General features: G+C 43.8%; 11 protein-coding genes, 1 tRNA gene, 1 rRNA gene, 1 other RNA gene and 1 other annotated feature (1 of these 15 only partly in view). Of the genes, 10 read left to right on the forward strand and 4 right to left on the reverse strand.

The features are described 5' to 3' along the window. The first annotated feature begins 50 nt into the window (after positions 1 to 50). Positions 51 to 263 (forward strand) — a binding site (T-box leader). Between the two features lie 54 nt (positions 264 to 317). Together serS and EFK13_RS00100 are read left to right on the forward strand one after the other, a co-directional pair. Then, complete coding sequence (gene serS / locus EFK13_RS00095) at positions 318 to 1595, forward strand: serine--tRNA ligase (protein ID WP_129506990.1); 1278 nt, start codon at positions 318 to 320, stop codon at positions 1593 to 1595. A gap of 135 nt (positions 1596 to 1730) precedes the next feature. Continuing rightward, positions 1731 to 1823: transfer RNA gene (locus EFK13_RS00100), tRNA-Ser, on the forward strand. 111 nt (positions 1824 to 1934) lie between these two features. On the opposite strand, the gene dck is transcribed toward EFK13_RS00100, so the two are convergent. The 4 genes from dck to EFK13_RS00120 all read right to left on the reverse strand — a co-directional run bounded on the left by dck (position 1935) and on the right by EFK13_RS00120 (position 5205). Continuing rightward, on the reverse strand, positions 1935 to 2588 hold the full coding sequence (dck, locus tag EFK13_RS00105) for a deoxyadenosine/deoxycytidine kinase (protein WP_129506989.1): 654 nt from the start codon (positions 2586 to 2588) through the stop codon (positions 1935 to 1937). Continuing rightward, positions 2585 to 3208: a deoxyguanosine kinase gene (dgk, locus tag EFK13_RS00110; RefSeq protein WP_129506988.1), complete on the reverse strand. Its 624-nt coding sequence runs from the start codon at positions 3206 to 3208 to the stop codon at positions 2585 to 2587. The genes dck and dgk overlap by 4 nt, the downstream gene beginning before the upstream one ends. 98 nt (positions 3209 to 3306) lie before the next feature. Next, positions 3307 to 4596 (reverse strand): glycoside hydrolase family 18 protein, encoded by a 1290-nt coding sequence (locus tag EFK13_RS00115; protein ID WP_129506987.1) that lies wholly within the window; start codon positions 4594 to 4596, stop codon positions 3307 to 3309. 63 nt (positions 4597 to 4659) lie between these two features. Beyond that, the gene (locus EFK13_RS00120) at positions 4660 to 5205 is read right to left on the reverse strand and encodes a cysteine hydrolase family protein (protein ID WP_129506986.1); all 546 of its coding nucleotides are present in this window, start codon (positions 5203 to 5205) and stop codon (positions 4660 to 4662) included. A gap of 85 nt (positions 5206 to 5290) precedes the next feature. Here EFK13_RS00120 and tadA point away from each other — a divergent pair, with 85 nt between their 5' ends. The 8 genes from tadA to EFK13_RS00160 all read left to right on the forward strand — a co-directional run. Beyond that, a complete protein-coding gene (tadA, locus tag EFK13_RS00125; RefSeq protein WP_129506985.1) occupies positions 5291 to 5776 on the forward strand; it encodes a tRNA adenosine(34) deaminase TadA in 486 nt (161 codons plus the stop codon). A gap of 82 nt (positions 5777 to 5858) precedes the next feature. Then, positions 5859 to 6123: signal recognition particle sRNA large type (ffs, locus tag EFK13_RS00130), an RNA gene on the forward strand. A 129-nt stretch (positions 6124 to 6252) separates the two neighbouring features. Continuing rightward, the gene (gene dnaX, locus EFK13_RS00135) at positions 6253 to 7944 is read left to right on the forward strand and encodes a DNA polymerase III subunit gamma/tau (RefSeq protein ID WP_129506984.1); all 1692 of its coding nucleotides are present in this window, start codon (positions 6253 to 6255) and stop codon (positions 7942 to 7944) included. 23 nt (positions 7945 to 7967) lie between these two features. Further along, positions 7968 to 8291 carry a YbaB/EbfC family nucleoid-associated protein gene (locus EFK13_RS00140; protein WP_003225427.1) on the forward strand — a complete coding sequence of 108 codons (324 nt, stop codon included), beginning with the start codon at positions 7968 to 7970 and terminating at the stop codon, positions 8289 to 8291. Between the two features lie 14 nt (positions 8292 to 8305). Continuing rightward, complete coding sequence (gene recR, locus EFK13_RS00145) at positions 8306 to 8902, forward strand: recombination protein RecR (protein WP_003225425.1); 597 nt, start codon at positions 8306 to 8308, stop codon at positions 8900 to 8902. Positions 8903 to 8919: 17 nt separating this feature from the next. Further along, positions 8920 to 9144 carry a YaaL family protein gene (locus EFK13_RS00150; protein ID WP_003242387.1) on the forward strand — a complete coding sequence of 75 codons (225 nt, stop codon included), beginning with the start codon at positions 8920 to 8922 and terminating at the stop codon, positions 9142 to 9144. A 66-nt stretch (positions 9145 to 9210) separates the two neighbouring features. Then, positions 9211 to 9474 (forward strand): sigma-K factor-processing regulator BofA, encoded by a 264-nt coding sequence (gene bofA, locus EFK13_RS00155; RefSeq protein ID WP_003225421.1) that lies wholly within the window; start codon positions 9211 to 9213, stop codon positions 9472 to 9474. A 311-nt stretch (positions 9475 to 9785) separates the two neighbouring features. Further along, positions 9786 to 11120: ribosomal RNA gene (locus EFK13_RS00160) — 16S ribosomal RNA — on the forward strand (it continues 215 nt past the right edge of the window).

Here is an 11120-nt window from a genome sequence, read left to right on the forward strand (position 1 = left end):
CAGTTGAAAGCTGTGGAAACTTATAGTACATTATAAGCACAAATAAAGATCGAAAAGCGTTGATAGGAACTAGTAGGAAGCCTTTCTTTCTAAGAGAGCCGATGGTTGGTGCGAATCGGTGAAAGATGCTGTCTGAATCCATCCTTGAGCGAAATGCTGAAACAAGTAGGCATTTACGGGATAACCGTTATGTGTGAAAGTGGAAAATGAGTCTTTGGCTTGTTTTCAATCAGGGTGGCAACGCGAGAGCTCTCGTCCCTTTAGGGGGATGGGGGCTCTTTTTATTTTCGATAAATCAATAAAAAGGAGTGTTTCGCATGCTTGATACGAAAATGCTGAGAGCAAATTTTCAAGAAATTAAAGCAAAGCTTGTACACAAAGGTGAAGACTTAACTGATTTTGATAAGTTTGAAGCGCTTGACGATAGAAGAAGAGAGCTGATCGGCAAGGTTGAAGAGTTAAAAGGAAAACGGAATGAAGTATCTCAGCAGGTTGCTGTACTGAAACGTGAGAAAAAAGACGCGGATCACATTATTAAAGAAATGCGTGAAGTCGGCGAAGAAATTAAAAAACTAGATGATGAATTAAGAACAGTGGAATCTGAGCTTGATACCATTCTGCTTTCAATCCCAAACATTCCGCATGAGTCTGTCCCTGTTGGGAAAACAGAAGATGACAATATTGAAGTGCGTAAATGGGGTGAAATGCCTTCATTTGCTTACGAGCCAAAACCGCACTGGGATATCGCAGATGAGCTGGGGATTCTTGATTTTGAACGTGCTGCCAAAGTAACAGGAAGCCGTTTCGTGTTCTATAAAGGTTTAGGTGCCCGTCTGGAGCGCGCGCTTTATAACTTTATGCTTGATCTGCATGTGGATGAGTATAACTATACTGAAGTGATTCCGCCTTATATGGTAAACCGAGCAAGCATGACGGGAACGGGTCAGCTTCCTAAATTCGAAGAGGATGCGTTTAAAATCAGAGAAGAAGATTACTTCTTAATTCCGACAGCGGAAGTACCGATTACAAACATGCATCGTGATGAAATCCTTTCAGGTGATAACCTGCCGATTAACTATGCGGCATTCAGTGCCTGCTTCCGTTCTGAAGCTGGTTCAGCAGGGCGTGATACACGCGGATTAATCCGTCAGCACCAATTTAACAAAGTTGAGCTTGTGAAGTTTGTGAAGCCTGAAGATTCTTATGAAGAATTAGAGAAGCTGACAAACCAGGCAGAACGAGTTCTTCAGCTGCTTGAGCTTCCATACCGTGTCATGAGCATGTGTACGGGTGACTTAGGCTTTACTGCTGCGAAAAAATACGATATCGAAGTTTGGATTCCAAGCCAAAACACATATCGTGAAATCTCTTCTTGCAGCAACTTCGAAGCGTTCCAGGCAAGACGTGCGAACATTCGTTTTAGACGTGAAGCGAAAGGCAAGCCTGAGCATGTACACACACTGAACGGTTCAGGTCTGGCGGTTGGAAGAACAGTTGCCGCTATCTTAGAAAATTATCAGCAGGAAGACGGAAGCGTTGTAATTCCAAAAGTTCTTCGCCCTTATATGGGGAATAGAGAAGTAATAAAGCCTTAAAACTGTGAAAAGGTGTGCCTCATAAGGCGCGCCTTTTTGCCTATGTAAACAGGTCAGTTTTATAAAAACAAAAAAAGTTTTTAAAAATGCTTGACCATATAAGAACATTCATGATATAGTAAGTCTTGTCGATACGGAGGAATACCCAAGTCCGGCTGAAGGGATCGGTCTTGAAAACCGACAGGGGTGTCAAAGCCCGCGGGGGTTCGAATCCCTCTTCCTCCGCCATATTGATTTTGATTCTAATGAAACACAAGCATATATTGGAGATTGTTTTGTCCGTTGCATTCGCTGCAACGGATTTTTTATTATAATAAAAAAGTGAATCTCGGTTGAGATTCACTTTTTTTGATTTTCATGAATAACTGAAGCGATTTGATCCACAATATTTTCAATCGAGCTTTCGTCGTTCAGCAGATCATAATCCTCAATGCGAAGCTTTAATACAGGGCAGGCGTTAAAACCGCTTATCCAGTTTTCATATCGTGTATGCATTTCTTCCCAATAAGACCGGTTTGTCTGAAGCTCCATTTCACGGCCGCGTTCTTCAATTCGGTTTAAAATGTTCTCCAGATCTCCTTCTAAGTAAATCAATACATCTGGGTGTGGGAAATACGGTGTCATGACCATTGCTTCGAAAAGGCTTGTGTAAGTTTTATAATCAATCTTTGACATTGTCCCTTTGTCCGCATGCATTTTCGCGAAAATCCCTGTGTCTTCGTAAATAGAACGATCCTGTACAAATCCTCCGCCGGCTTCAAAAATTGTTTTTTGTTCTTTGAAACGTTCAGCTAAGAAATAGATTTGCAGGTGAAAGCTCCAACGTTCAAAATCATGATAGAACTTTTCTAAGTATGGATTATGGTCGACCTCCTCCAGAGAGGTTTTAAATCCAAGCCGTTTAGCCAAAGCTTTTGTTAACGTCGATTTTCCGACGCCTACTGTTCCTGCTACTGTAATAATTGAATTCTTGGGGATATGATGTTCCTTCATACGATAAGCTCCTTTACATGGGCGGCAATGCGTTCAAAGTCGCTCTTATTCAAAACGAAATCTTTTGAATCACCATCTATCGTTAACACTGTAAGTTCAGGATCTGCTTCCTGCAGCTGTTTGATGGCGATTTCATAATCTGCGATCAGCTGCTCCAAATAGCTTGTTTCAATTTTTTTCTCAAAGGGGCGTCCGCGTTTTTCAATGCGGTGTAACAATGTGGGCAGACTAGCCTTTATGTAAATGATGAAATTCGGCTTTGGCAGATCATCCGTAAGCAGGTGATAAATCTTTTTATATTTTTCCAGTTGAAGTTGAGACAGAGTACGTTCCGCAAAAATCACATTTTTATAAATATGATAATCAGCTATCACAGGCTGTCCCTTTTTTAAAAAGTGATCACTGGTGTCTTCAAGCTGTTTGTATCTGTGACAAAGAAAAAACATCTCAAGCTGGAAGCTCCATTCCTCTATATTGTCATAAAACTTATCAAGGTACGGGTTATCCTCAACAATCTCATTGATCATAGGGAATCCAAATTCTTGTGAAAGCATCGTCGCGAGGGTTGTTTTTCCTGCCCCGATAGGACCTTCTATTGCAATAAAAGGGGCTGTATTCATCGGAATCCTCCTTATTTCTGAAAAACGTTCGTCAGTAACCGACCCTCATATTGTATCACAACCCTCGGGCACCCCCATGAAAAAAAGACGTTTCCAAATTATCGAAACGTCTTTTTGACAACATTAAATTGATCAGACAGCAGCAGCCAGTTTTGCGGGAAGGAAAGACCCAGCTTCCAATAGCTGATGCCTCTTAAATTCAGCTCTTTAATCAAATTGAATTTTGCTTGGATTGAGCGGGCATCCTCGAACCATACCTCGTGTCTTCTGTTTTCTGCATCAGTATAGCGGAAGAAAGGGGCTTGAGCGGTTTGGTCATACTGAATTTCTGCATTGTTTTGATCGGCTATGACAATGGCTTGCTGAGGGCTTATTGCTCTTGCCGGGGTTCCGCCCGCTGTATACGGCAGCGTCCAGTCATATCCATATAAATTCTGGCCCATAACAATTTTATTTGCAGGCATTTCAGTTAAAGCATATTCTATGACATCCCGGACAGGCCCAATTGGAGAAACGGCTTGGGCCGGCCCGCCGCTATAGCCCCATTCATATGTCATGAGAACGACAAAGTCGACGATTTGGCCGTGTGCCCTATAATCGTGGGCTTCGTACCATCTGCCCTGCTGCGTTGCGCTTGTTTTAGGGGCAAGTGCCGTAGAAATCTCTAAGCCTTCTCGATGGAAAAGATCCCTTGCTTCCCGGAGAAATTGATTATAGGCTTCTCTATCCTGAGGCCGCAAATATTCAAAGTCAAAATGAATATCACGGAAACCATATTCCCTGGCATTCTCGACTATTTCATTTAAAAGCCTTCTTTTTACAGTATCGTCGTTCAAAAGAATCCGGCCGAGTTCATCGCTGAATGCCTGGTTTTCTAAGTTGGTTATAATCATCATTAATGTCGTATTTTGATTCTCTGCGATGCTTCTTAAGTTCGTTAATGGCGGTGCGACTAAAGTTCCGTCGCGCTGTGCTTGGAAACTGAATGCGCCAAGATACGTTAAGTAAGGTGATGCTTCTCTGGCCGCCTGCTGGAGATTTTCGCTGACTTGATTTCCACGGGGCTCTAAATAAGCATTTGATTCGATGTCCCGTTTAGGTGCCGGCGGGATGTATAAACGGAAACCAATCTGAAGTACGGTATTTAACTGGATGCGGTTAATCCTGGCGAGCTCGGCTGCAGTTGTATTAAACTGCCGCGCGATGGATGTCAGGGTATCACCTTGCTTCACATCATAGAACTGGCCAGCAATTGGAATGACAATGGTTTGTCCGACAACAAGGCTGTCGGCATTTGGTATTTCATTCGTTTCTGTGATCTGACTTACAGTTGTTCTGTATTGTGAAGCGATAGCAGAAAGAGTGTCTCCTTGTTTCACTACATAAATTTGAATGAAAAACGCCTCCTTTCATATCGCTATCAATGTATGAAAGAAAAGCGCTGATCATGTTTATTTTTCTGTAATTTGTTCCTCCGTCGTAATTTCCGCAAAAAGAACATTCTCCATCATGGTTAAGGCAAATTCGTTGTCTTCGTCACGATTTGAGGCGATGCAATCCTTGGGAATCGTAATGCTGTATTCTCTCATGTAAGCGTCATTAGCGGTAAACAGCACACATATGTTACCGGCTATACCTGTTAAGATAATATGCTTCACCTGTAATTCGGTAAGAAGAGTGTGGAGTGCTGTTTCGTAAAAAGCGGAATGCTTCGGTTTGATTAAAAAATAATCAGCATCTTCCGGAGCTATTTGTCTGATGATATTCTTGCTTCTTTCATTTGTGCATTCCTGCTGAATATTTTTAATATCAGCTTGCCAAAGTCCGTAATGATCATTAATGTAGATAATCGGCCAGTCGTTTTGTCTCGCGTACTCCTTTAATGATAAAATGTGAGGAACGATTTTTTCTGTTTTTTTGGCGAGGCTTTCTCCCATATCGAATTCAAAATTATTGATCATGTCTACAATGAGAAGAGCTGTGTCTGCTTTGGACAATCGACAGTCTCCTTTCTGTTTCAGTTATAGTTAATATGTAGCCTTTTTAGGTAATGAAAAAACTTTGAAAAGAGAGCTTACCCCTATGACACAAGATGAACTTTATATGATAGAAGCAATGAAAGAAGCGAGAAAAGCTGAAGAAAAAGGTGAAGTGCCAATCGGTGCCGTCCTTGTCGTGAATGATGAAATCGTAGCACGTGCGCATAATTTAAGAGAAACGGAGCAGAGATCAATTGCTCATGCCGAAATGCTTGTGATTGATGAAGCGTGCAAGGCGCTAGGGACGTGGCGGCTGGAAGGTGCAACACTTTACGTTACGCTTGAACCTTGCCCGATGTGTGCCGGTGCCGTCGTGCTTTCCAGAGTGGAAAAAGTGGTTTTTGGCGCGTTTGATCCTAAAGGAGGCTGCTCTGGCACGCTTATGAACCTTTTACAGGAAGAGCGCTTTAATCACCAGGCTGAAGTGGTGAGCGGAGTGCTAGAGGAGGAATGCGGAGAAATGCTCAGTTCGTTTTTTAGAGAACTGAGAAAAAAGAAAAAAGCCTTAAGGAAAAACTTGTCTGAGTAGTTCGGTTGCAATTTTTAGGTGAAAAAGATATACTTAATCATGCATCGCAATGGATGCAATATAAAATTTGATATTTATTTTGCCGTGCTAAGCGGGGAGGTAGCGGTGCCCTGTACCTGCAATCCGCTCTAGCAGGGCCGAATCCCTTCTCGAGGTTCGTTTACTTTAAGGTCTGCCTTAAGTAAGTGGTGTTGACGTTTGGGTCCTGCGCAATGGGAATTCATGAACCATGTCAGGTCCGGAAGGAAGCAGCATTAAGTGAAACCTCTCATGTGCCGCAGGGTTGCCTGGGCCGAGCTAACTGCTTAAGTAACGCTTAGGGTAGCGAATCGACAGAAGGTGCACGGTAAATCAATCATCAAATTTTCAGACTCACCTATCATTAGGTGAGTTTTTTGTTATGTAAAAAGAGCTTTTGGAATCGAAACAAGGTTCATGTATAATGGGAATGATGAATAACGGAGGAGGGCAAACCCGTGAGTTACCAAGCTTTATATCGAGTATTCAGGCCTCAGCGATTTGAAGATGTGGTGGGACAAGAACACATTACAAAAACGCTGCAAAATGCCCTTTTGCAAAAAAAGTTTTCTCACGCCTATCTGTTTTCCGGGCCAAGGGGAACGGGAAAAACCAGTGCAGCCAAAATATTTGCCAAGGCTGTCAACTGTGAACATGCTCCTGTTGATGAGCCATGTAACGAATGTGCGGCCTGTAAAGGGATAACAAACGGGTCAATATCCGATGTCATAGAAATTGACGCCGCTTCTAATAACGGTGTTGATGAGATTCGTGACATTCGCGATAAAGTGAAGTTTGCCCCATCGGCCGTCACATATAAGGTATATATCATAGATGAGGTGCATATGCTTTCTATCGGCGCCTTTAACGCATTACTGAAAACATTAGAAGAGCCGCCTGAGCATTGCATTTTCATTTTAGCAACAACTGAACCGCACAAAATTCCTTTAACTATTATCTCCAGATGTCAGCGTTTTGATTTTAAACGAATTACATCCCAAGCGATTGTCGGACGCATGAATAAAATTGTTGATGCTGAACAGCTGCAAGTGGAGGAAGGATCGCTTGATATTATTGCGAGTGCTGCGGACGGAGGGATGAGGGATGCCTTGAGCCTCCTTGATCAGGCCGTATCATTCAGCGGCGATGTCTTGAAAGTTGAGGACGCGCTTTTGATTACGGGAGCTGTTTCTCAATTATATATAGGAAAGCTTGCACAATCCCTGCATGATAAAAACGTTTCTGACGCACTGGAAACATTAAATGAACTGCTTCAACAAGGAAAAGATCCAGCTAAGCTGATAGAGGATATGATTTTCTATTTCAGGGACATGCTGCTGTACAAAACAGCACCTGGCTTAGAAGGAGTGCTTGAAAAAGTAAAAGTCGATGAAACGTTCCGGGGATTAAGCGAACAAATCCCAGCACAGGCCATATATGAAATGATTGATATTCTGAACAAGAGCCATCAGGAAATGAAATGGACTAATCATCCCCGTATCTTTTTCGAAGTGGCGGTGGTGAAGATTTGCCAAACATCTCATCAATCAGCTGCCGACCTGCCGGAAGTCGACATGTTGATGAAAAAAATTCAGCAGCTCGAGCAGGAAGTGGAGCGGCTCAAAACAACAGGCATTAAAGCAGCGGCGGAGAGTCCAAAAAAAGAAACCCCTCGTGCGCCAAAGGGCGGTAAATCCAATTACAAAGCACCAGTAGGCAGAATCCATGAAATACTGAAGGAAGCCACGAGGCCGGAACTTGACCAGCTCAGAAACAGCTGGGGCAAGCTTCTTGCTCACCTCAAGCAGCAAAACAAAGTATCGCATGCCGCTTTGCTGAATGACAGTGAACCTGTGGCTGCCGCCTCAGCGGCATTTGTGCTGAAATTCAAATATGAAATTCATTGTAAAATGGTCGCCGAGGATAACAACGGAGTCAGGACCAATCTGGAGCAGATTTTAGAATCGATGCTCGGAAAAAGAATGGATTTGATTGGCGTTCCAGAAGCACAATGGGGTAAAATAAGAGAAGAATTTTTAGTAGATCATCAGCAGGAAAACGAAGGATCAAATGAACCGGCTGAAGAAGACCCGCTTATTGCCGAGGCGAAAAAGCTTGTCGGAGCGGATTTAATTGAAATAAAAGACTAACAAAATGAAAGAGAGTGAATGCTATGCGTGGCGGAATGGGAAATATGCAAAAAATGATGAAACAAATGCAAAAAATGCAAAAGGACATGGCGAAGGCTCAAGAAGAGCTTGCAGAAAAGGTTGTTGAAGGAACTGCAGGCGGCGGTATGGTAACAGTAAAAGCAAACGGCCAAAAAGAAATCCTGGATGTCATCATCAAAGAAGAAGTTGTTGATCCGGAAGATATCGATATGCTTCAAGATTTAGTGCTTGCTGCAACGAATGAAGCTTTGAAAAAAGTTGACGAGATCACAAACGAGACAATGGGTCAATTTACAAAGGGAATGAACATGCCAGGTTTATTCTAGGGGGATAAAAGAACATGCAATATCCTGAACCAATATCAAAGCTGATTGACAGCTTTATGAAATTGCCAGGGATCGGACCGAAAACAGCGGTTCGTCTGGCTTTTTTTGTTCTAGGTATGAAAGAAGATGTGGTATTAGATTTTGCGAAAGCATTAGTAAATGCGAAACGCAACCTGACATATTGTTCAGTTTGCGGGCATATTACAGATCAGGATCCTTGCTATATATGTGAAGATACACGCAGGGATAAGTCTGTTATCTGTGTTGTGCAAGACCCTAAGGATGTTATCGCTATGGAGAAAATGAAGGAATACAACGGACAGTATCACGTTCTCCACGGAGCTATTTCTCCAATGGACGGAATCGGACCGGAGGATATTAAAATACCAGAATTGTTAAAACGATTACAGGATGATCAAGTGACAGAAGTGATTCTCGCGACAAACCCTAATATAGAAGGGGAAGCCACGGCGATGTATATATCAAGGCTCCTAAAGCCGTCTGGTATTAAGCTCTCCCGTATTGCCCACGGACTGCCTGTCGGCGGCGATTTGGAATATGCTGATGAGGTCACTCTTTCTAAAGCACTTGAAGGAAGACGTGAATTGTAAGGAGGAAAAAGCGATCCATGGGTTTTCTTCGCAAGAAAACATTAAGAAGAGAGTTTGATGAAAAACTAACCGAGCAGCTTTTTAAGCAAAAGGAAGAGTGGAACAGGCAGAAAAAGCTGGTTGAAAAAAGCTTAGAACCATCTGCTGAAGTGTTATACGAACTGAAAGTAGCTGAAGCAAAGTATTTTTTCTATTTGAGGGAAGCGAAGCAGCGGAATTTAAAAATCAGCCGGTGGAAGTAAGTGGTCTAAACTCCTGGATCTTCTCATAAGCTTGTACTAGAACAAGCAAAGGAGATGAGAAGATTCATGGAGCCTATTTTTATTATAGGGATTATTTTAGGGCTGGTTATCCTTCTTTTTTTATCAGGTTCAGCCGCAAAGCCTTTAAAGTGGATTGGCATTACAGCTGTTAAATTTGTGGCGGGCGCTTTGCTGCTGGTTTGCGTAAATATGTTTGGCGGCAGTCTTGGCATTCATGTCCCGATTAATCTTGTCACAACAGCTATCAGCGGAATTTTAGGGATACCGGGAATAGCCGCGTTAGTAGTCATTAAGCAATTTATTATTTAAATGATAATATATGTTGACTTTAATAATCGAAGGTGTTATTCTAGTATACGTCGCTGATGACAAGTCGCTTTTCAGAAAGAAATCATTCAAAAAAAGTTATTGACGAGATTGGCGAAAAATGTTATGATTATAAAGTCGCTTAAAGAGCGGTAAACAAAGTTCTTTGAAAACTAAACAAGACAAAACGTACCTGTTAATTCATTTTTTATAAAATCGCACAGCAATGTGCGTAGTCAGTCAAACTAGGATCTGCATGATGCAGGTCACACAGGTGTCGCCGCAGGATGCGGTGGACTTAACCTGTGATCCATTTATCGGAGAGTTTGATCCTGGCTCAGGACGAACGCTGGCGGCGTGCCTAATACATGCAAGTCGAGCGGACAGATGGGAGCTTGCTCCCTGATGTTAGCGGCGGACGGGTGAGTAACACGTGGGTAACCTGCCTGTAAGACTGGGATAACTCCGGGAAACCGGGGCTAATACCGGATGCTTATTTGAACCGCATGGTTCAAATATAAAAGGTGGCTTCGGCTACCACTTACAGATGGACCCGCGGCGCATTAGCTAGTTGGTGAGGTAACGGCTCACCAAGGCAACGATGCGTAGCCGACCTGAGAGGGTGATCGGCCACACTGGGACTGAGACACGGCCCAGACTCCTACGGGAGGCAGCAGTAGGGAATCTTCCGCAATGGACGAAAGTCTGACGGAGCAACGCCGCGTGAGTGATGAAGGTTTTCGGATCGTAAAGCTCTGTTGTTAGGGAAGAACAAGTACCGTTCGAATAGGGCGGTACCTTGACGGTACCTAACCAGAAAGCCACGGCTAACTACGTGCCAGCAGCCGCGGTAATACGTAGGTGGCAAGCGTTGTCCGGAATTATTGGGCGTAAAGGGCTCGCAGGCGGTTTCTTAAGTCTGATGTGAAAGCCCCCGGCTCAACCGGGGAGGGTCATTGGAAACTGGGGAACTTGAGTGCAGAAGAGGAGAGTGGAATTCCACGTGTAGCGGTGAAATGCGTAGAGATGTGGAGGAACACCAGTGGCGAAGGCGACTCTCTGGTCTGTAACTGACGCTGAGGAGCGAAAGCGTGGGGAGCGAACAGGATTAGATACCCTGGTAGTCCACGCCGTAAACGATGAGTGCTAAGTGTTAGGGGGTTTCCGCCCCTTAGTGCTGCAGCTAACGCATTAAGCACTCCGCCTGGGGAGTACGGTCGCAAGACTGAAACTCAAAGGAATTGACGGGGGCCCGCACAAGCGGTGGAGCATGTGGTTTAATTCGAAGCAACGCGAAGAACCTTACCAGGTCTTGACATCCTCTGACAATCCTAGAGATAGGACGTCCCCTTCGGGGGCAGAGTGACAGGTGGTGCATGGTTGTCGTCAGCTCGTGTCGTGAGATGTTGGGTTAAGTCCCGCAACGAGCGCAACCCTTGATCTTAGTTGCCAGCATTCAGTTGGGCACTCTAAGGTGACTGCCGGTGACAAACCGGAGGAAGGTGGGGATGACGTCAAATCATCATGCCCCTTATGACCTGGGCTACACACGTGCTACAATGGACAGAACAAAGGGCAGCGAAACCGCGAGGTTAAGCCAATCCCACAAATCTGTTCTCAGTTCGGATCGCAGTCTGCAACTCGACTGC

The sequence above is a fragment of the Bacillus cabrialesii genome, assembly GCF_004124315.2.
GTDB classification, from domain to species: Bacteria; Bacillota; Bacilli; order Bacillales; family Bacillaceae; genus Bacillus; species Bacillus cabrialesii.

Bases quoted from the DNA above. Each gene is read 5' to 3' on its own strand.
- serS (WP_129506990.1), top strand. From the start codon at position 318: ATGCTTGATACGAAAATGCTGAGAGCAAATTTTCAAGAAATTAAAGCA.
- dck (WP_129506989.1), bottom strand. From the start codon at position 2,588: ATGAAGGAACATCATATCCCCAAGAATTCAATTATTACAGTAGCAGGA.
- dgk (WP_129506988.1), bottom strand. From the start codon at position 3,208: ATGAATACAGCCCCTTTTATTGCAATAGAAGGTCCTATCGGGGCAGGA.
- tadA (WP_129506985.1), top strand. From the start codon at position 5,291: ATGACACAAGATGAACTTTATATGATAGAAGCAATGAAAGAAGCGAGA.
- EFK13_RS00140 (WP_003225427.1), top strand. From the start codon at position 7,968: ATGCGTGGCGGAATGGGAAATATGCAAAAAATGATGAAACAAATGCAA.
- recR (WP_003225425.1), top strand. From the start codon at position 8,306: ATGCAATATCCTGAACCAATATCAAAGCTGATTGACAGCTTTATGAAA.
- EFK13_RS00150 (WP_003242387.1), top strand. From the start codon at position 8,920: ATGGGTTTTCTTCGCAAGAAAACATTAAGAAGAGAGTTTGATGAAAAA.
- bofA (WP_003225421.1), top strand. From the start codon at position 9,211: ATGGAGCCTATTTTTATTATAGGGATTATTTTAGGGCTGGTTATCCTT.